Origin of the sequence: Kitasatospora sp. NPDC093806 (genome assembly GCF_040683335.1) — a bacterium.
GTDB lineage: Bacteria > Actinomycetota > Actinomycetes > Streptomycetales > Streptomycetaceae > Kitasatospora.
In genome coordinates, this window is record NZ_JBFBDO010000048.1 from 38,820 (window position 1) to 58,563 (window position 19,744).

The 19,744-nt window shown below is 72.7% G+C and carries 19 protein-coding genes; 4 read left to right on the plus strand and 15 right to left on the minus strand.

Annotated elements, in window-relative coordinates; genetic code table 11:
* Positions 1-336 precede the first annotated feature (336 nt).
* The gene (locus tag AB0N76_RS22345) at positions 337-795 is read left to right on the plus strand and encodes a hypothetical protein (RefSeq protein WP_363559475.1); all 459 of its coding nucleotides are present in this window, start codon (positions 337-339) and stop codon (positions 793-795) included.
* Between the two features lie 61 nt (positions 796-856).
* On the opposite strand, the gene AB0N76_RS22350 is transcribed toward AB0N76_RS22345, so the two are convergent.
* The 12 genes from AB0N76_RS22350 to AB0N76_RS22405 all read right to left on the minus strand — a co-directional run bounded on the left by AB0N76_RS22350 (position 857) and on the right by AB0N76_RS22405 (position 8,135).
* Complete coding sequence (locus AB0N76_RS22350; RefSeq protein WP_363559477.1) at positions 857-1,336, minus strand: ricin-type beta-trefoil lectin domain protein; 480 nt, start codon at positions 1,334-1,336, stop codon at positions 857-859.
* A 195-nt stretch (positions 1,337-1,531) separates the two neighbouring features.
* On the minus strand, positions 1,532-2,023 hold the full coding sequence (locus AB0N76_RS22355; protein WP_363559479.1) for a TrmO family methyltransferase: 492 nt from the start codon (positions 2,021-2,023) through the stop codon (positions 1,532-1,534).
* Positions 2,016-2,492 (minus strand): GNAT family N-acetyltransferase, encoded by a 477-nt coding sequence (locus AB0N76_RS22360; RefSeq protein ID WP_363559481.1) that lies wholly within the window; start codon positions 2,490-2,492, stop codon positions 2,016-2,018. Before AB0N76_RS22360 ends, AB0N76_RS22355 begins: the two co-directional genes overlap by 8 nt.
* A complete protein-coding gene (locus AB0N76_RS22365) occupies positions 2,489-3,202 on the minus strand; it encodes a hypothetical protein (RefSeq protein ID WP_363559483.1) in 714 nt (237 codons plus the stop codon). The genes AB0N76_RS22360 and AB0N76_RS22365 overlap by 4 nt, the downstream gene beginning before the upstream one ends.
* Before the next feature lie 95 nt (positions 3,203-3,297).
* On the minus strand, positions 3,298-3,867 hold the full coding sequence (locus tag AB0N76_RS22370) for a hypothetical protein (RefSeq protein ID WP_363559485.1): 570 nt from the start codon (positions 3,865-3,867) through the stop codon (positions 3,298-3,300).
* Positions 3,868-3,950: 83 nt separating this feature from the next.
* Complete coding sequence (locus tag AB0N76_RS22375; protein ID WP_363559487.1) at positions 3,951-4,364, minus strand: hypothetical protein; 414 nt, start codon at positions 4,362-4,364, stop codon at positions 3,951-3,953.
* 122 nt (positions 4,365-4,486) lie between these two features.
* Positions 4,487-4,798 (minus strand): Scr1 family TA system antitoxin-like transcriptional regulator, encoded by a 312-nt coding sequence (locus tag AB0N76_RS22380; protein ID WP_363559489.1) that lies wholly within the window; start codon positions 4,796-4,798, stop codon positions 4,487-4,489.
* 20 nt (positions 4,799-4,818) lie between these two features.
* Positions 4,819-5,349 (minus strand): DUF6879 family protein, encoded by a 531-nt coding sequence (locus AB0N76_RS22385; protein WP_363559491.1) that lies wholly within the window; start codon positions 5,347-5,349, stop codon positions 4,819-4,821.
* On the minus strand, positions 5,321-5,563 hold the full coding sequence (locus AB0N76_RS22390) for a hypothetical protein (protein ID WP_363559493.1): 243 nt from the start codon (positions 5,561-5,563) through the stop codon (positions 5,321-5,323). The genes AB0N76_RS22385 and AB0N76_RS22390 overlap by 29 nt, the downstream gene beginning before the upstream one ends.
* 198 nt (positions 5,564-5,761) lie before the next feature.
* The gene (locus AB0N76_RS22395; protein WP_363559494.1) at positions 5,762-5,992 is read right to left on the minus strand and encodes a DUF397 domain-containing protein; all 231 of its coding nucleotides are present in this window, start codon (positions 5,990-5,992) and stop codon (positions 5,762-5,764) included.
* A 23-nt stretch (positions 5,993-6,015) separates the two neighbouring features.
* A complete protein-coding gene (locus tag AB0N76_RS22400) occupies positions 6,016-6,609 on the minus strand; it encodes a LysE family translocator (RefSeq protein WP_363559496.1) in 594 nt (197 codons plus the stop codon).
* Positions 6,606-8,135, minus strand: coding sequence for a DUF885 family protein (locus AB0N76_RS22405; protein WP_363559498.1), 1,530 nt, complete (start codon positions 8,133-8,135; stop codon positions 6,606-6,608). The genes AB0N76_RS22400 and AB0N76_RS22405 overlap by 4 nt, the downstream gene beginning before the upstream one ends.
* Before the next feature lie 53 nt (positions 8,136-8,188).
* Here AB0N76_RS22405 and AB0N76_RS22410 point away from each other — a divergent pair, with 53 nt between their 5' ends.
* Positions 8,189-9,649, plus strand: a complete 1,461-nt coding sequence (locus AB0N76_RS22410; protein ID WP_363559500.1) for a PLP-dependent aminotransferase family protein — start codon at positions 8,189-8,191, stop codon at positions 9,647-9,649.
* A gap of 110 nt (positions 9,650-9,759) precedes the next feature.
* On the opposite strand, the gene AB0N76_RS22415 is transcribed toward AB0N76_RS22410, so the two are convergent.
* Together AB0N76_RS22415 and AB0N76_RS22420 are read right to left on the minus strand one after the other, a co-directional pair.
* Positions 9,760-12,822: an acyltransferase family protein gene (locus AB0N76_RS22415; protein ID WP_363559502.1), complete on the minus strand. Its 3,063-nt coding sequence runs from the start codon at positions 12,820-12,822 to the stop codon at positions 9,760-9,762.
* A 16-nt stretch (positions 12,823-12,838) separates the two neighbouring features.
* Positions 12,839-14,578 carry a glycosyltransferase family 2 protein gene (locus AB0N76_RS22420; protein WP_363559504.1) on the minus strand — a complete coding sequence of 580 codons (1,740 nt, stop codon included), beginning with the start codon at positions 14,576-14,578 and terminating at the stop codon, positions 12,839-12,841.
* Positions 14,579-14,937: 359 nt separating this feature from the next.
* On the opposite strand from AB0N76_RS22420, the gene AB0N76_RS22425 reads away from it, so the two are divergent.
* Both AB0N76_RS22425 and AB0N76_RS22430 read left to right on the plus strand, forming a co-directional pair.
* A complete protein-coding gene (locus AB0N76_RS22425) occupies positions 14,938-16,620 on the plus strand; it encodes an alpha/beta hydrolase (protein WP_363559506.1) in 1,683 nt (560 codons plus the stop codon).
* A gap of 346 nt (positions 16,621-16,966) precedes the next feature.
* Positions 16,967-17,944, plus strand: a complete 978-nt coding sequence (locus tag AB0N76_RS22430; RefSeq protein ID WP_363559508.1) for a DUF4436 family protein — start codon at positions 16,967-16,969, stop codon at positions 17,942-17,944.
* A gap of 115 nt (positions 17,945-18,059) precedes the next feature.
* Here AB0N76_RS22430 and AB0N76_RS22435 read toward each other — a convergent pair whose 3' ends face one another.
* Positions 18,060-19,508 (minus strand): glyceraldehyde-3-phosphate dehydrogenase, encoded by a 1,449-nt coding sequence (locus AB0N76_RS22435; RefSeq protein ID WP_363559510.1) that lies wholly within the window; start codon positions 19,506-19,508, stop codon positions 18,060-18,062.
* Positions 19,509-19,744 lie beyond the last annotated feature (236 nt).

Below are 19,744 nucleotides of genomic sequence, written 5' to 3' on the forward strand. Positions count from 1 at the left end.
CCCCCAGTCCACCCCGGTTCCGCGCCACCCGCACGCCGTCCGCCGCCAACCGGGTCACCTCGCCGCCCGAGCCGCCACGACGTGCGCCGCCGACGACCTGGAACGCTCCCGGTACCGACGATTCGGCGCCGACGTACCGTCAGATTCGTTGCCCCGAATACCCGTAGAGCAGTTCGATTGTTGGGTATCTTCTGCGTCGTGAGCACCATGCGTGCGTCGATGAACTCCCGTGTGTACACGCCACATTGGCCTCTCCCGCGCCATCACGCACCGCGCCACGACGCCCCACCGCACGCCCCGAAGCACCTCCCGCCCGAATCCCCTGGAAGGAATCCCATGAAGCGCCAGTTCGTCGCCCTCGCGGCCGCCGCCGCCCTCTCCCTCGCCGGTTCGGCCACACTCGTCGCCAGCCAGGCGTCCGCCGTGGACCTCAACCCGGCCGGCGTCTCCGGCGACCTGCGCCCCGGCCACCTGCCCCCGTACGCCGGACACGCGTACCTGGTCAACGTGGACACCGGCAACGTCTACCGCAACACCTTCTCGGCGGACGGCAAGTTCGTCACCGGTCTCACCGTCAAGGGCCCCAACGTGGGCAGAACCTTCACCGCCCCGGTCCAGGCCGTGCAGACCGGCCCGAAGAACCACTTCATCTCCTGGATCGAGCCGGGCGACGTGACCGTCAGCCAGGTCGTCGACTTCGACAAGCGCACGGTGGAGTTCTACGTCACCTCGACCGACAGCACCGGCACCCGCAACGGCGGGCTCTACCACGCGACCTTCACCCAGGTCTCCTGAGGACACGCCCGTGCCCGGGGCGGCCGCACATCGGCGCGCCCCGGGCACGGGACTCTGCGGATCAGGCGGCCGCGAGGCTGATCTGGTTGTCGAAGACCACCCAGGCCTGCCCGCGGTCGGCGCGGTCGCAGGGCTTGGTGGAGATGTTCGGGGTGCCCCAGGCATTGGCGAGACAGTAGGCCGGGGCGAAGGTGAGCGTGAGCTGCTGGCCCGTGATCGTCCAGTACTGGCCCTGGTCACCGGCGTTGCACGGCTTCACCGAGACGTCCGCGGCACCCCAGGTGTTGGCGAGACAGTAGCCCTTCGCGTTGGCGAGGGCGATCTGCTCACCCGAGACGCTCCAGTACTGACCGATGTCACCGCCGTTGCACGGCTTCACCGAGACACCCGGGTTCCCCCAGGCGTTCGCGAGGCAGTAGAGGTTGGGGGTGCGCACGTCCGAGCGGGCGGTCTCGCTGGCCCCCGCGCCGCCGGCCGGCAGGAAGGAAGCGGTCAGCGCCAGCGCGGCGATGGCGAGCGTCTTGCGAAGGGCGATTGCCATGAGACGGGTTCCGTTCTCACTGGAGGCCGCGCGCTGCACACGCGACCATGAGGTGGCTACTTTCGGCCCGGGCCCGACCGCATGCCAATTTCTAGCATCGGCCGCCCACGAACCAACACCACCGCACCCCACCTTCACCCGAACGGACCGTTACCGCGCGAGCACCGGTGCCCCACCCCCTGTGCCAACCAACGGTCAGGGAGTCCGATTCGGCGCGAAGTAGTCGCCGAGCATGTCGGTGCTCCATTGCGCCTGGTGCACCGCGCCCTGGGGGCCGAACTCGGCGAACCAGGGCTTCACGTCCAGGACCGGCGTCCCGTCGACCGCGTCAAGGTCCTCGACGTGGAGATCGAGACCGTCCACCTTGAGGAGGCGGCAGCGGGAGACACCGAGCCAGTTGAGCCGACGCATGTTGCGGTGGCCGAAGATGCCGACCTCCGGCCAGTCGGGGTTGTCCCGGGGGCGACGGGCGCCGAGGTTGAGGTCGGTCGGGTCGGTGAGGTGGAAGCGGAAGACGACCTCCAGATGCGAGAACTCCTCCAGCCCCTTGGTGGCGTCAGCCGTGAACCGCTCACCGTCCAGCCGGATGATCGACCGGGTCCCACCCCAGTTGTCGTCCGTCGGCTCGGCACGGCCACCAACGACGCGCCCGAGCGCCTCGACGGTGAAGCTTTCGATGTCACTCATCAGTCGTCTTCCCCTCCGTACGAATCACGTACGTCTCGAATCCTGACACCCTGCCGACGGGGAGAAAGCCGGCATTCGCGAGGACGCGTCCCGAAGCAGGGTTGTCCAGGTGGTGCCTGGCGCGGACCGAGGCCACTCCGAGTTTCCCGAAGGCCATGACGAGCAGTTCGCGCAGGGCGTCCGTGGCATGGCCCCGCCCCCAGGAGTCGGCCCTCAGAATGTAGCTGACCACGGCATCGGTTCCATCCAGATCGAGCTTCACCACCCCCACGAGATCCTCATCCGCCGCCGCACCAAGGATGTACCGCATGCGGGGCCTCCTCCCGGCGTCGGCCATGGCCCGGTCGACGTAGACCTGCGACGCGACTCGGCTCATCGGTTCCCGCATGAGGAATGCTGTCGATTCCGGGCTGAAGATCCGCTGGATCGACTCGATGTCCTCCGCTGTCAGCTCGCGCAGTCGAATCACGCGCTCACTGCCGCGACAAGACCCGCGAGTTCGCCGGCGCTGGGACGGTCACGGGACGCGGCGAGCAGAGCCTGGCTCAGCACGGTCTGCAACTCGGGCCAGACCGCCGCAGGCACGAGCGGAACGCGCCTGGCGGCGATGGCCTCACGGAGCCCGGTGACGCCCAGCTCCCGAGGACTGATCCCGGCCTTGTCGTAGTCGAGCGGCCAACTGCCGGTGACGCACGTCCAGACCGTCCCGGCGAGCGCGTAGACGTCGGCGGCCTGGGTCGTCTTCACGGGCTGCGGTCCAACAGCGATCCGGGCGGCCAGCTCGGGTGCGGTCAGGTGCAGCATGGTTCCGTCGAAGGCCGTCCAGGGGGTCGTGCCACGTTTCCTGGACCACGCGAAGTCGATGAGCCTCACGCCGCTCCCGGTGTGGAGGCCGTGCTGCGGCTGGAGATCACCGTGCACCCACCCCTCGGAATGGAAGTCGGCGACCGCCCTGCACAACTCGACCGCACCGGCCAACGCCCGGGTGCGGTCGAGCTCCCCCCGTCTCACCGGCGCGAAGACCTTCCACGTGGACGGCCCGTCCAGCCAAGGGGTGACGTACCAGACTCCCTCCCCGAACCTGCCCGCGGTCACCGAGTAGCCGACCAGCTCGTCCAGTACAGCGGCTTCCCGGGTCGTGATCTCGGCGGCCTCCCCCGTGCCGATCTTGATGCTCACAACCGCCCCGGGGCCCGTCGCCTTCCACACGGCCGAGCCCCGCCGGTCCGTGATCAGCTCCAACTCCACCGGACCACAGACGGCTTCCGCCACCTTCAGCGCCTCCGAGGCCCCAGCAGGGAACTCGCCCATTCTCGTACTGCTTTCCACTCGCACGGGAGGTCCCGGAACACGTCCCGCCCGTCGTCCTCCGCTGCGGCCACCACCGCCGCGAGATCGGGCGTATCTGTCAGGAACTTCGGGTCCAGCGGGCGGATCGTCGCCCGCGCCGGGAGGAACGAGAAGGGCGGCGACGGGATGCGCCGCCCGAAGCGGTCCTCCTCGGTGGCGCCTCGGCTGAACTTCCCGAACATCACGCCGACGGGCCCGTACAGGTTCTTGAGCGCCCAGTGCGGCCATGCCATCAGCTCGCGCTGATCCGCGTCCGGGCTTTGCTCGAGGAACACGACGTTCTCACAGGCCAACACACCGTCCTGGTGGTGCTTCAGCGTGCGGATCCGTTCCGCGGCCTGCACTCCCGCGTAGAACAGCGCGGCTTCGACCGCGCCTCGTCGCGCGCCCGAGACGATCTCGTAGACCGTCCACCCCGTCATGCCACGCGCGACGGATGGTTCGAGGAACGGGCAGTGCTGGGGCAACGCCGCGACATAGTCGGCCACGTCCACGCTGGCAGGCTCCGCCGACCGGGCTTCCACGAGGCGGAGCACCCCGGCATCGCGCCGGGGCGCTCCGCTGGATCGTGCGCCGGTCACGGCGCGATGGTCTCCGGGGTGAGGTCCCCGTCACCCGGCACGGGCGAGCAGTTCCACTCCGCCCGGACCTCACCGGAGTCCCAGTAGCCCCTCAGGCTGGAGCTGTTGACCGTGCCGTCCGCGTTCGTGAACCACACCTCAGGCAGCGGGCCGTACGCCTCCTCGTAAGCGCCCACCCAGGAGACGACTCCCTCACCCGGGTCCTCGACGTGCAGAAGCCTCCGACCGGTGCGCGCGACGCTGAACGCGTCGTGCGCGGCCGGGTCCTCGGCGAGCCGGTGCCACGCGGCGTCGACGGCACCGGAGAACATCTCCGGCGCGGCCTGCCCGGCGTCGAACCGCCTCGCCGCGATCTCGAAGAAGTTGCCCAACTCCTCCAGCGCGACGCCGGACTTGATGGCGATACTCACGGACCCTCCAACTGGGTTGTCACTGCCCGGCCGTGCGACTGAGCAGCTGTGCAGGGGTGCGTGGAAGACGGTAGGTAGCAACAGACGGACGGTGCCACGAAGTTGCATACGGTTGCAGGTATTCACCCGAGGGCGTTACGGGCCTCGGTGATCCGGATTCGGGCCTCGGCCCCATGGACAGCAATCCACGCGCGCAGGTACGTACGGATCTCTCCGGGAGCGGTGATGTTGATCTCGGCGGTCAAGGTCTCGACTGCCACGAGTTCGTCGTCGAAGGCGTAGAACGCTTCGAGGGGCCAGACGGTCCGGCGGGCTCGGAACGGGATGATCCCCAGGGAAACGTTGGGCTGCATGGAAACCTGAAGCAGGTGGTCGAGCTGGCCGGCAAGGGCCTTCCGCGCGGCCTGCGCGCTGGAGAGCGGTGACGAGGACATGAACTGGCCGACGGCGGTGGTTACTCGGCGACGCTGTACGCCTCGTGGGGAACGGCACGTTCCCATACGGCGTCGAAGGCGCTGGCACAGAGTCGCGCCGTCTCAGGATCGTCACTCTGGTCCGTGTGCGTCCAGCGGCCGTCACCGTCGAAGATGTTGAACTGGACGACCTGGCCGTCGAACAGCCAGAAATCGTTCCCGGGCAGCAGAAGATCCGAAGCGCGACGACGGGCCAGCCACCGCACCTCCTCACCGCCGGCCACATTGGTGAACGTGAAGGAGTGCTCGTAGCGGATGTACTCGCTCGCCGGCTCGGAGACCACCCGGGCGCGCTTCACGGCGACGCCGTTCGCGGTCACCTCTTGGACCAGGTCGAGCCATGGGCGCCACCAGGAGGAGCGGTCGGCAGGGTCGAGCCTGTGCCCGGCCTTCCACGCCTGGAAGCCCGCGATCTCGTTCTCGACCGAGTAGACGTCGCGCAGTTCCAGGTGGACCGCCGACTTCTTCGCCGACCGCAGGAGGTCAGCGAAGTTCGCCAGACTCTGCGACATCCAGCGCCTCCTTGAGCACCTTCGCCATGCGGACAGGGACGCGGACCACGGTCTCGTGCTCCGGGATCGGGCCGTCGGCAAGGCAGTCCGCCGTCGTCGTTTGGTCGATCTTCCACCCTTGGATGATGAAGTCCTTGGTCTCCTGGTCCACCCACACCGTGGGGGACCCGTGATCGCCGGACTTCTCGTCCTTGCCGATGCGCCGTAGTGGCATCTGATCCTCCCACACCTAAGTGGTCAGCCCCACTCACGGACGAGAACGGGGTCGGCACTCATAGTGAGCCCTCGACGGGCGTCGCGTCAGCGGATTCGCCAGGATGATGCGCGACGGCGCCCGTGTTCCTCCCCGACGGAGGCATCACCGTTTTCCCTGGGTGCTTTGCCGCATGCGGCAAAGCACCCAGGCGAGCGGTCAGACGAACCCGAAGTCGAACTCACCGGCGGCGGCTGCGCCTATGAACGCTGCGTACGCCTTATCGGTGAGGATCAATGCGGGGCCTTCCGGGTCCTTCGAGTCACGCACGTAGGAGAAGGGGCCGCCAGGAGTGGCCAGTTCCACACAGTTGGCGCTGTTGCCGCTACGGGTGGGCTTGCAGATCCGGGGCCCGGACGCAGGAGATGAATCGGAGCGATGCGTCAACACTCATGTTCCGGTGAACGGGAGGGTCAGAGGAAGACCAGGGCGGCGAGGCCCAGGTAGACGCCGCCGGTGGCGTAGGCGAGGGGGCGGGGGTGGGTGCGGAGACGCGGGGTGAGGGCGGCGGCGGTGAGGGCGTAGGAGAGGTCCATGACGAGGGCGATGGTGAGGAAGACCAGGCCGAGGAGGAGCATGTCGGCGCGGGTGGCGGAGGTGGGGAGGAACTGGGGGAGGAAGGCGAGGAAGAACAGGACCACCTTGGGGTTGAGCAGGTTGACGAGGACGGCGTCGCGGTAGATGTGGCGGAGTGGGCGGGCAGGGGGCGCGGTGGCGGCGGTGGACGGGCGGGTGAGGAGGGTGCGTAGGCCGAGGTAGGCGAGGTAGCCGGCGCCTGCGTAGCGGAGAGTCGCGAAGGCGAGCGGGTGGTCGGCGACGAGGGTGGCCAGGCCCGCCACGGCGGCGGTGACGTGGACGAGGGTGCCGGTCTCGATGCCGAGGGCCGAGACCAGGCCCGCCCGGCGGCCGTCCTGCACGCTGCGGGTGAGGATGTAGACGAGGTTGGGCCCCGGCACCGCGATCAGCAGCAGGGTGGCGAGAATGAAGGCGGGCAGTGAGGTCGTCATCCGCGCTCCAGCGCCGTGGAGAGCAGGCCGAGCGGCGGGGCGCCGAGGTCGAACAGGGCGCTGTGGAAGCGGCGAAGGCTGAACCCGCTGCCCCAACGGGAGACGGCCTGCTCGCGCAGGTCGAGGATGGCGAACTTGCCCCAGGTGTACCGCCCGTAGGTGGGGTCGAACAGTCCACGCCGGGCCTCGTGCCGGGCGGCGGGGCCGGTCAGGCCGACGTCCTGGGTGAAGCGGGCCGCCGCGTCCTCGACGGTCATCGCCCCGGTGTGGAGGCCGATCGCGCAGGCGAAGCGGGTGACCCGGCGCAGCGCGTCCTGGGCGACCGCGACGGCGACGCGCGGGTCGCCGTCGCGGAAGCCCTCCTCCAGGGCGAGTTCCTCGCAGTAGTGCGCCCAGCCCTCGATGAAGGCCTCGGAGTGGAGCGTGCGGCGGACCTCGGTCGGTGCCCGGCGCAGGGCCCGGAAGTGGCTGGCGTGGCCGGGGGCGACCTCGTGGATCGCCATGTTGGGCATCAGGGTCCGGTTGAAGCCGCTGGACAGCCACTGCTCGCGCTCGGCGTGGTCCCAGGCGGTGTCGGGGAGGGTGACGCGGAAGCTCGCGGGCGCGTCCGCCTCGTACGGCGCGGAGGCGAACAGCCCGGCCAGCGCGCGCTGTTGGGATTCCGGCATCGGCTGGACGAGCACCTCGACGTCGTGGTCCGGGACGAGGTCGCGGCGCGCCGTCCAGGCGACGGTCTCCTCGACCAGCGCGGCGAACTCGTCGAGCAGGCCGTCGGCTCCGGGGTGGTCGGCCTGGAGGGCGCGGGCGGTGTCGGCGGGCGCGGCGGCGGGGTCGACGCGGCACAGGGCCTCGTCGAGCAGGGCGCGCAGCCGGTCGCGTTCGGCGTCCACCCGGGCGGACATCGCGGTGAGGTCGACGGAGCAGGCCTCGGCGGCGCCGAGGAGGCGGGCGAGCGCGGGGCCGCCGAGTGCGGCGGACGGCAGGCCGAGGGCGGCGGCCCGTTCGAGGTGGGCGAGCAGGCGGGCGAGCGCCCGGCCGGCGGCGAGGTGGTCGAGGCCGCCCCGGGGGTCGAGGTGGGCGGCGAGGCCGCGGGCGAGCGGGAGGGTGGCGGCGGCGAGGGCGGCGGGGACGCGGTCCAGGGCCTCGACGGCCGCGTCGACGGCGTCGGGCCAGCGGCGCAGGTGGGCGGAGCGGGCGGCGTCGCGTTCCGGCTCGGGCGCGTAGGGGCGGTCGTAGCCGGAGAGGTCGAGGTTCTCGATGTGCCACAGGGGGTTGCTCCGGTGGAGTTCGAGCTCACCGAACCGCACCCGGAGAGCGTCCTCGGCGGCGGCCGCGTGCGCCTCGTCGTGCGGGTCGGCGTCGACAGCAACAGAGGAGAGGGCGGCGAGGCCGCGGCGGACGCCGGCCGGGGAGAGGTCCTGGACGGTCCCGTCGTACTCGTGCCGCCCTGCGCCGTCCCGCGCGGCGGGGACGGAGAGGTCGCAGATGGCGGCGAGCCGGGGGGTGAGGGTGGCGCTGTTCGTCATGCCGTTAGCCTCGGGCAGCGCGGGTCCGTACTCCCGTGCCAGTGGAGGGGAAAGTGGACCGGAATGGCGGCGGCTCGGAACCGGCCGCGCTGATCGACCTGCTGGGCGACTGGAGCGCCGCCGAAGGCCCGCTGTACCGGCGGCTCACCGAGGCGTTCGTCGCCGCCGTCCGCGCCGGGGACCTGCGCGCCGGCGACCGGCTGCCCTCCGAGCGGCGGCTCGCCGACGCGCTCTCGCTCAGCCGGGCGACGGTGGTGGCCGCCTACGACGCGCTGCGTGGCTCGGGCCTGGTCGAGACCCGCCGGGGCAGCGGCACCCGGGTGGCGGGCGGGGCGGCCGCCCACCGGGCGCCGGCCGACGGGCGGGTGCCCGGCGGGCAGGCGACGGCGCTGTTCCAGCGGCTGGTGACGCAGCCGCCGGACGTCATCTCGCTGGGCCAGGCCGCCGAGGCGGGCGGTCCGGACCTGGCCGGGGCGCTGCTCGACCTGGTCCGCGCGGACCTGCCCGGCCTCGTCCGCGACACGGGCTACCACCCGGCGGGGCTCCCTGCGCTGCGGGCCGCGATCGCCGACCACCACACGGCGCACGGGCTGCCGACGGTGCCCGAGCAGGTGCTGGTGACCACCGGCGCCACGCAGGCCGTCACGCTGAGCGCCCAGCTGTACCTCGGGCGCGGGTCGACCGCGGTGGTGGAGTCCCCCGGGTGGCCGGGCTGCGTGGACGTCCTGCGGGCGGCCGGCGCGCGGCTGGTCGGCGTGGGGCTCGACCCGGACGGCATCCGGGTGGACCGGCTGGCCGCCGCGCTCGCCGAGCACCGGCCCGCGCTGCTCTACGTCATGCCGACGTACCACAACCCGACCGGCACCCTGATGTCCGCCGGACGCCGCCGCCGGGTGGCCGAACTCGCCGCCGAGCACGGCGTCACCGTCCTGGAGGACAGCGCCCACGCAGCGGCCCTCGCCCCCGGCCAGGCGCCGCCGCCGATCGGTGCGACGCCCGCCGGCGGGACGGTGCTGACGGTGGGTTCGCTGACCAAGGCGGTCTGGGGCGGCCTGCGGCTCGGCTGGGTCCGCGCGCCGCGGGACGCCGTGGCGCGGCTGGCCCGGCTCAAGGCGGTCAGCGACCTCGGCAGCGCCGTCCTCGACCAGGCCCTCGCCGCCCGGCTGCTCCCCACCCTGTCCGGCCTCGCCCCCGCGCGGGACCGCGCCCGCCGGGAGCAACTCGCCGCCATGGCAGGTCTGTTGTCCGCCCGCCTGCCGGACTGGCGGTGGCGGGAGCCGGACGGCGGCTCGGTGCTGTGGGTCCGGCTGCCGCCGGGCACGGACGCCCGGGTCTACGCGCAGCTGGCGCTGCGGCACGGCGCCGAGGTCGTCCCGGGGGCCACCATGGACCCGTCGGGCGCCCACGACGACCACCTCCGGCTCCCCTACTCCTTCCCGCCGGAGACGGCGGCGGCCCTGGTCGACCGTCTCGCGGCCGCCTGGGCGGCACTGCCCGGGCGGCGCGAACGCTGAGCCACCGGGAACTCCCCGGGAGGCGCGAACGCTGAGCCGGCGCGAACGGCCCGGGCCGGGGAGCGGCGTGCTCCCCGGCCCGGGCCGTTCCCGAATCCCCTCCGGGTCGGCTACGGCCTGGTGGCCACCGAGACGTAGTCGACGCGCAGCGGGTGCCCCGGTTCGGTGGCCGGGGTGACGGCGCCGCCGAACGCGGTCGGGAGGTTGCCGCCGACGGCCACGTTGAGGATCAGGAACAGACCGCGGCCGACGGCCTTGTCCCAGGTGGCGCGGTCCATCTGGGCGGCGGTCACCCGGTGGTGCTCACGGCCGTCGAGGTACCAGCGGACCTGTTCGGCCCCGGGCTTCAGGTCGACCTCGACCGCGTACCGGTGGAAGCCGGTGCGGCACTCGGCCGGGCAGGGCTGGTCGCCGGACCCGAGGCCGCGCGGCTCCTGGCAAGGGCCGCCGTCGAGGACGCCGCAGTGCATCGTCCCGAAGACCGCGTCGCGGCCGTTGACCTGCTCCATGATGTCCAGCTCGCCGATCGCCGGCCAGCCGGTGAAGCCGTTGCGCAGCTCGCCGCCGAGGGTCCAGAAGGCGGGCCAGTAGCCGGCGGCGGCCGGGCCGGTGACGTCGGGCAGCGCCATCGAGGCCTCGATCCGCAGCACTCCGCCGGGCGGCGGGGCGAAGTCGGCGCGGCGGGACTCGATCCGGCCGGAGGACCACGCACCGTTGCCGTCCCGGGTGGGCACGATCTCCAGCGCCCCCTTGCCGTCGAGGCGGACGTTGTCGGTCGAGTCGGTCATCGTCTCGATCTCGCCGGTGCCCCACTGCGGGGCCGGGCAGCCGGGGTAGCAAGTACCCAGGTCGTACTGCCAGTCGGCGGCGGACGGGCGGCTGCCGGCCGGGCCGTCGAAGTCGTCGCGCAGCAGCTGGGTCCAGCCGTCGACGACCGGGCCGGGCGCGGCACCCGGTCCGCCCTTGGCGGGCAGCGCGCCGGAGCCGACCAGCAGCCGCTCCAGGCGCGGGGTGAGCACCACGGCCGCGACGTTGGTCAGGTGCGCGTCGTCCCGGTAGAGCAGGATGCGCTCCAGCACCGCCGGGCAACTGCGCCCGCTCCCGGGGCAGATGACCTCGTTGACCGAGACCGAGCGGACGCCCGGCACCCGCCCGGCGGCGACCTCCTCGGCGAGCGGGTCGGCCCACAGCGCCTTCTCGCGCGGGAACTCGCAGGCGGCCGGCGCCTCGGTGTGCCCGGAGACGCAGGCGGGCACGTCGGTGCCGGGGATCGGGGTGTCCCGCAGGTAGACGATCGGCACGCCCAGCTCGCGCAGCGGGGCGAGGGTCTTCTCCCAGCCCTGGAGCAGGAGTTGGCGGTCGTCGGTGTACCGGTTGAGGGTGGAGACGACGATCAGCCGGGGCTTGGGGCCCTCCTTCAGCCGGGTCAGGGCGTTCGCCCGCCAGGTGTCGCACTCGCGGTAGGTGCGGCCCAACTGCGGGTTGACCACGGTGAGTTCCGGCAGCGGGCAGCCCTGCTTGACCAACTCCTCCAGCGCCCAATGCCGTTCGGCGGCCAGGGCGAGCAGCGCGGAGAACCACTGGCCGGCGTGCGAGTCGCCGAGCAGGACGATCCGGTCCGGGCTCCCGGTCACGCCGAAGCGGCAGTCGGGGCTGGTGGTGGCGGTCGGCGCGACCTCGCACTCGCCGTCCGGCGGGAAGTCCGCGCGGGCCTGGACCGGGTCCGGCACCACCGCCGGTCCGCCCTTCGGCGGGGTGGCGGTGCGCACCAGCAGCGAGGTGCCGTCCGGCGAACCGGGCGGCAGGCCCTGGAGGTCGACCGGGGCGGCGGGGCCGAGCAGGCGCAGCGTCCCGGTGCCGACGACCAGCGCCAGCACCACCGGGATGACCACGGCGGCCAGCCCCAACGACAGCCCACGGCGCGGGAGTTCGGAGACGGTGCGGCTGCGGCGCAGCGGCCGTTCGACCCAGCGCATGACGGCGGCGGCGGGCAGCGCGGCGGCGGCCGTCAGCGCGACCTTGACCGGCCAGGACAGCGGGCCGAACTTGGCGCCGGCCAGCACCAGGACCGGCCAGTGCCAGAGGTAGAGGTTGTAGGAGAGACGGCCGATCGCGCGCGGGGCGCGGAGCGCGAGCAGCCGGTCGACGCCGAGGCGGTCGGAACCGCCGGTGTCCCGGCCCGGGGTGCCGGCCAGGATGACGGCCGCCGTGCCGAGGGTCGGGACGAGCGCCGCCCAGCCCGGGTACGGGGTCGTGTTGTCGTAGGCCAGCACGCAACCGACGACGGCCGCCGCGCCGCCCCAGCCGACCAGCACCCGCAGCGGACGCGGTCCGCGCAGCAGGTGCCAGGGCAGCAGGGCGAGCAGCGCGCCGACGCCGAACTGCCAGACCCGGGACGGCGTCCCGAGGTAGGCGAGCGAGACGTTGTCGTGCGTCCAGCGCAGCGAGAGCGCGAAGGAGCCGAGGGTCAGCACGGCGGCCAGCGCCGCCGCGACCGGCCGCACGGCCCGCCCGCGCCCGTCCGGCCGGCCCCGCCGGACCACCCGGAGCACCAGGTAGGCGGTGAGCGCCAGCAGCGGGCCCCAGAAGAGGTAGAACTGCTCCTCCACGGCCAGCGACCAGAAGTGCAGCAGCGGGCTCTCGTCCCGGCCGGCGGCCAGGTAGTCGGTCTGCTGGGCGACGAAGCGCCAGTTCGCGACGGAGAGGGCGGCCGCGAGCACGTCGTGCTCCAGGTCGGCGCGGCGCAGCGGGACGGTCAGCCAGGCGCCGACCAGCGCGACCGTGCCGAGCACGATCGCGGCGGAGGGCAGCAGGCGCCGGGCCCGGCGGGAGAAGAACTCGCCGAGCCGGATCCGGCCGGTGGTGGTGGCCTCGCGCACCAGCAGGCCGGTGATCAGGTAGCCGGAGATGACGAGGAAGACGTCCACACCGACGAAGCCGCCGGCCAGGCCGGGAACGGCGGCGTGGAAGGCGAGCACCGCGAGCACGGCGACGGCGCGCAGGCCCTCGATGTCGGGGCGGAAGCCGGTCGGGCGGGGCGCCGGGCCCGGGGCATCGGAACCCCGGGAGACGGTGCCGCCGGTCGGCGGGCCGGGGATGGTGTAGGCGTCCGGACGGAGTTCCGGGACCGCGGCGGCCTCGGCCGGCGGCGGGGATATCGGAGGTGACGACATTGGTGGCGGTGACCTTTCAGCCCAGCCAGGGCAGCATCGGGCGGACCCAGCCGGAGGCGAGCAGAGCGGTGAGCACGAGTACGGCGGTCGCGGCCAGGCCCTCCGGCCAGCGCCGGGGCAGCATGCCGAGGCGGGACGCCGCGGCACTGCCTTCCCGGCCGGCGCCGCGCAGCTCGACGAGGAGGTCGCGGATCAGCGGCAGGCCGATCTGTGCCTGGACGGCGAGGTAGAGCCCGAGGCCCCAGGTGGGCCCCCAGCCGTACTCGGCGACGGCCAGGCCGAGCCCGAGGGCGCCGGCGCCGAGCGAGCCGACCTGCCAGGCCAGCGAGACGAGCACCACCTTGCGGGCCATCCCGCCGGACTTGGGCTTGGCCTTGGCCGTACCGGCTTCCCCGGCCGAACCCGCCCCGGTCGGCACCCAGGCGGCGCTGCGGCCGCGCAGGGTGTGCCAGAACGCGACACCGGCGGCGACGCTCATCAGCACGTTGGAGCGGATCACCTCGATCCGCCAGCGGGTGCGGCTGACCCTGGGCAGCAGGACGTGCCAGAGCCAGAGCGGCGCGAGCATCGGCAGCACGTGCCAGGGCCGGATCTGGTCGGGGTACCCGAACATCATCACCAGCGGCGGCAGCGGCGCGACGAAGATGTTCACGGCGGCGGCCAGGTAGCCGACGATGCCCTCGTAGAAGCAGAGCCGCATCCGCCAGGGCGCGCCGATCCGCTTGAGCTCGGGCGAGCCGAGCAGGTGCAGGTTGCCCATCGCCCAGCGGTACTGCTGGTTGACGTAGGAGGCGAGGTTGTCGGGCGAGGTGCCCTTGGCGACCAGTACCGGCACGTAGAGCGTGCGGTAGCCCTTGGCGTAGAGCCCGAGGCCGGTGAAGAGGTCCTCGCTGTGGTCGAGCCGGGCGAAGCCGCCGGCCTCGTCGATCGCGACCCGCCGGTAGACGGCGTTGCTGCCGCAGCAGATGGCGGCGTCGCTGGCGTCCCGGGAGGGCTGGATCCAGCGGAAGAACCACTCCTGCGCGGCGCCCGCGGCCCGCTCGATCCAGCTCATCGACTCGTCGGTGTCGAAGCACTGCGGGCTCTGCACGATGCCGATCCGCGGGTCGGCGAAGTACGGGACGAGGTGGCGCAGAAAGTCCGGCCGGGGCGCGAAGTCCGCGTCCAGGATGGCGATGAGCTCCCCGGTGCTGAGGGTCAGCGCGTGGTTGAGGTTGCCGGCCTTCTTGAGGTGGCCCCGGTCGGGCCGGACGACGTACTCGTACCCGTGCGCGGCCGCCAGCTCGGCGACCTCCGGCCGGGCCGCGTCGTCGAGCACCCAGACGGTCAGCGCCCCGGGCCAGTCGACCGCGGCGACCGCCCGGTAGGCGTTCTCCAGGATGTCGAGCGGCTCACCGCAGGTCGGCAGGTAGAGGTCGACGGTGGGCAGTTCCTCCGGCGCCCAGGCGTGCACCAGCACCTCGTGCGACTGCCGGGTGAGCCGGCGCTGTCGCAGACTGTTGACGGAGGAGAGCACCAGCGCCACGACGTTGAGCCCGAGCACCGCGAGGAAGATCCAGAGCGCCGGCGTGCGCAGCGCGAAGGTCAGCATCGTCGCCGCCGTGAAGACGAACGCGGCCGAGCTCGCGACGAGCACCCACCGCCGCTGTGGTCCGAAGTACCAGTAGAGCTCCTGGTCGGAAGGTGGTTGAGGCAGATGAGAGAGAACGGAAGGAGAAGAGGAGGAAGAGAGAGAAGGAAGGTGTTGGACAGTCATGTGGCCCCCACAGCCGTGTTTCTGACAGCTCCGCGGCCACAGTACCGCATTGGTATAGACCATTAGTGCACGCGACCGGCAGCCGGACACCGGGGCACACGGGGGTTAACGAAGCCCTAACACCGGTACATCCCGCGGACGGGGCCACCGGCATTTCCGTCACTCTCGGTCACCGGCGCTGCTACGCCGCCAAGCGCAGGGCGGGGCGGCCGACCGGCGGGGCGGGGCGGGTACCTGAGGGGGACCCGGGGGCGGGTGGGGCGCTCGTAGCGTTGTGCCCGGGCCGCCCACACCCTCGGGGCGGCACCTTGAACGGCTCGGCGCACGGCGCCCGCCCGTCCTTCCCGGAGCACCCTCGCGTGAACCTTTTCCCGGGGCACCGCCGTGCCCTCACCCTCGCTTCCGTCCTGTCCGCCGCCGTCGCCGTCGGCTCGCTGACCGCTTGCACACCGGACGCGACGCGGGGCCCGGCCACCGCGCCACCGGCTGCCGCTCCTGCCACCGCTCCTGCCACCGCGGTGGCGACGGCGGCGGCGACGGAGCCGGCCACCGACCCCGAGCTGCGGCGGTTCTACGAGCAGAAGCCCTCCTGGAGCGCGTGCGGCGACCTCCAGTGCGCGACGCTCACCGTCCCGATGGACTACCGGCACCCGGCGGACGGCCGGACCTTCACCCTGCCGCTGATCCGCGCCGCCGCCACCGACCCCGGCCGGCGGATCGGCTCGCTGGTCTTCGACCCCGGCGGCCCGGGCGGCTCCGGCGTCGCGCACCTGAAGGGCGGCGGGATCACCTCGTTCACCGACGCGCTCCGGGCCCGCTTCGACGTGGTCGGCTTCGACCCGCGCGGGGTGGCCGGCAGCGTGCCCGCCGTCGACTGCGCGGAGGCGGAGGCGTCAGCGGGGACGTCCCCGGGCAAGGCGGCGGGCAAGCCGTCCGCCCCGGCCGCGCCCACCACCTCCCCCGCCGTCGTCCCGACCACCGAGGCCGAACGGCAGGCCGCGCTCGACGAGGCCGACCGGTCCACCGCCGCCTGCACCGCCCGCAGCGGCGAGATCCTGCCGCACGTCGGCACCGAGGACGCCGCCCGCGACCTCGACGTGCTGCGCGCCGCCCTCGGCGACCGGCAGCTGAGCTACCTCGGCTGGTCCTACGGCACCTACCTGGGCACCGTCTACGGCGAACTGTTCCCGCGCCGGGTCCGCGCGCTCGTCCTGGACGGCGCCGTCGACCCCGCGCAGGACTGGGCCGAGCGCGCCCTCCGCTCGGGCGCCGCGTTCCGCAAGGCCGTCGACGACTACGCCGACCAGTGCGCGGCGGTGGTCGGCAAGGCGAGCTGCCCGGCCGACTCCCCGGAGGCGATCCGCAAGCTGGTCGCCGACCTGTACGAGCGCACCGCCCGCAAGCCGCTCCCGGTCAAGGACGGCAACCGGTCCGGCGCCCGGCGGCTCGACCAGAACCTGCTGCACACCGCCGTCACCAAGTCGATGTACTCGCCCGAGAGCCAGTGGAAGCCGCTCTCCGAGGCCCTGCGCGCCGCCCACCGCGGTGACGGGACCAAGCTCGCCGCCCTGGCCGGCGGGGAGGAGCCCGGCGGCGAGGGCGGCGACGGGGGCTCTGGGAGCGAGCACCCCGACAACTCCGACGCCGCGCTCGAAGCCGTCAACTGCCTCGACATCCCGCACCCCGCCGACCCGCAGGCGTACTGGACCGTCCTCGACCGCGCCCGGCGCGAGTCCGGCGTCTTCGGCGCGGCCACCGTCCTCGCCGAACTCAGCTGCCGCACCTGGCCGCAGGGCACCAGCACCCCGCACCGGGTCCGCGCCGACGGCCTGCCGCCCGCCCTGGTCGTCGGCACCACCGGCGACCCGGCCACCCCGTACGAGGACGCCCGCAGCCTGGCCGAACAGCTGCCCGGCGGCATGCTGCTCACCCACCGCGGCGTCGGGCACACCGCGTACGGACGCGGCAACGACTGCGTCAACGGCGCCGTCGACGCCTACCTGACCGAGCTGCGGCCGGTCCCGACGGGCACCACCTGCTGAGGCCCGGGCTGCCCGCTGTCGGCGCCGACAGCTCCGCTCCCCCGGAGCCTGTCGGCGCCGCCATGGTCGGGCGAGCGGCGGGGTGACACCGTGGGGGACGTCGGACGGCCGATCCCCCGCGGACCGTCCGGCGCGTCCCAGGGGGCCGGGTGGCGAGCCCGGCCCCCGTCCGGCCCTGTCTGCTGTCCCCCGCCCACCGCCGGCCGTCCCCCGGGTGAGGGACAGCGGGCAGGGCCGGACGGAGCACCGCCGAGGGTGGCGCCGTCCACCCCGGCTCCCCGGCCGGGAGGCTGGACCGCGTTCCTCCCCCTCCCACCGGTCCCGGCCCGAAAGCGGGTACGCCAGCATGCCGTCTCCGACCCGCCGGGCCGACGGCCCGCGCCCCCGCCTCCGTACCCGGCTGCGCGCCGGCCGCGTCCGGCCGCCGCATCGCGCGCGGTCCGGCGCCCCGCCCGGCCCCGCCCTCTACACCCCGCGACGCGGCCGCTTCGTCCTGGTGGTCGTCCTGGTCGCCCTGGTCTGCGCGGCCGGCATCGCCCTCTACCTCAACGAGCGCAGCAGCCGCGAGCGGGAACAGTTCGCCGGCCCCGAGGTCGGCAGCGACTACGTGACCGTCGAGGTGATCGTCCAACGCGTCGACCCCAGCGCGCTCGCCCTCACGGCCAAGGTGATCGTCTCCCCCGAGGGCGCGCTGGCCTCCCCCGACAACCCGCTGGCGCCGACGGCCGAGCTCGTGGTGGAGACCACCTCGCTCGACCGCGCGCTCCTGCGGTTCCCCGCCGGCCAGCGGATCAACGCCGAGACCATCCCGTTCACCCTGCTCACCGGCCGGGTCTCCGACTACCCCTTCGACCGCTACCAGACGCTGCTCGGCTTCGAGGCCACCTTCGGCGGCCGACCGGTGCCGATGGTGCTCAGCCTCGTCAACGCCGACCCGTTCTTCCTGGTCCGCGGCCGCGGCGGGGCGGCGGTCACGGAGAACGCCGTGGTCGTGACGGAGCGGCTGACCCGTTCGCGCAGCACGTTCATCCTGGCCTGGTTCATGATCGTGGCGATGTGGGCCCTGGCCCTGTCCGTGCTGACGGCGGCCTGGGTGATCGTCACCCAGCGACGCGGCCTGGTCTGGCCCGCCCTGGGGTGGATGGCCGCCACCCTGTTCGCCCTCGTCGGCATGCGCAACGCGGCACCCGGCAGCCCGCCGATCGGCTCGCTGCTCGACTACGCCGCCTTCTTCTGGGCCGAGGCGGTCATCGCGACCGCCCTCGCCGTGGTCGTCGCCCAGGGCGCCCGCGCCGAACGCCGTACGGCCGCCCCACCCGGGTGACCGCACCCGTACCCGGGTGACCCGGCCCGTGCCTGGCGGTCCGACCCGTGCCCGGGAACGCCGGTGGGGCGGCAACCTCCGAGGTTGCCGCCCCACCGTTTTCATCCGCTACGGATCAGACCGCCGGGGACGGGAAGGTCGGGTACTCGACGCCCGAGACGTGCTGGACGACCCGGATGACCTGGCAGGAGTAGCCGAACTCGTTGTCGTACCACAGGTAGAGGATCGCGTTGTCGCCCTCGACCTTGGTGGCGCCGGCGTCGATGATCGAGGCGTGGCGCGAGCCGATGAAGTCCATCGACACCGCGTCGGGGGCGGTGGTGAAGTCGATCTGGCGCTTCAGCGACGAGGTCAGCGAGACGTTGCGGAGGTAGTCGAGGACCTCCTCGCGGTTGGTCTCGCGGGCCAGCTGGAGGTTCAGGATGGCGATCGAGACGTCCGGCACCGGCACGCGGATCGAGCTGCCGGTGATCTTCGCCTTGAGGTCCGGCAGGGCCTTGGCGACGGCCGAGGCGGCACCGGTCTCGGTGATCACCATGTTCAGCGGTGCCGAGCGGCCGCGACGGTCGGCCTTGTGGTAGTTGTCCAGCAGGTTCTGGTCGTTGGTGAACGAGTGGACGGTCTCCACGTGGCCGCGCAGCACACCGTACTCGTCCTCCATCGCCTTCAGCGGCGGGACGATCGCGTTGGTGGTGCAGGACGCGCAGGAGAGGATCTGCTCGTCCGGCTTGATGGTGTCGTGGTTGACGCCGTGCACGATGTTGGGCACGTCGCCCTTGCCCGGGGCGGTCAGGACGACCTTCTCGATGCCGGGGCGGAGGTGCTTCGACAGACCCTCGCGGTCACGCCACTTGCCGGTGTTGTCGATCAGGATGGCGTCCCGGATGCCGTACACCGTGTAGTCGACCTCGGACGGGTCGTTGGCGTAGATCACCTTGATCTCGGTGCCGTTGGCGACGATGGTGCTGTTCGCCTCGTCGACCGTGATCGTGCCCTGGAACTGGCCGTGGATCGAGTCGCGCCGCAGCAGCGAGGCGCGCTTCACGATGTCCTGGTCGCCGCCCTGGCGGACGACGATGGCCCGCAGGCGCAGGCCGTTGCCGGAACCGGCCTTCTCGATCAGCAGACGGGCGACCAGGCGGCCGATGCGGCCGAAGCCGTACAGGACGACGTCGCGCGGCGACTCGCGGCGCTCGATCTTGTTGCCACCGGTCGCACCGGCGACGGCCTCAGCGGTGAACTGCTCCACCGAGAGACCGCGGTCGTCGGCGCGGTAGGTGGCGGCGAGCATGCCGATGTCGATCTGGGAGGGGCCGAGATCCAGGGTGGTGAGCGCCTGCAGGAACGGCAGCGTCTCGGTGACCGAGAGCTCCTCGCCGGCAATCTGGCGGGCGAACCGGTGGGTCTTCAGGATGCTGACCACCGACTTGTTCACCAGGGAACGGCTGTACAGCAGGACGGTGACGTCCCGCTCCCGGTGCAGTCGGCCGATGACCGGGATCATCGACTCCGCGATCTCCTCGCGGTTCTTCCAGTCCGTGAACACGTCGTCGTTGACAGTCACAAGTCCATCTTTCGAGCTAGGAGGGTGTTCACATGCTAACTGCGGCCCCCACCCGACATCGAAACGGGGTCGTCCCCAGCGCCCATGACAAGAATCACATGTGATCGCCGGGCCGCCCCCGAAGGGCCCGCGGCCGGCGGGAACGGGAAATGCAAAGAACCCCCATCCGGATCCCGGATGGGGGTTCTTTGTGAATGATTGTTCGGCGGCGTCCTACTCTCCCACAGGGTCCCCCC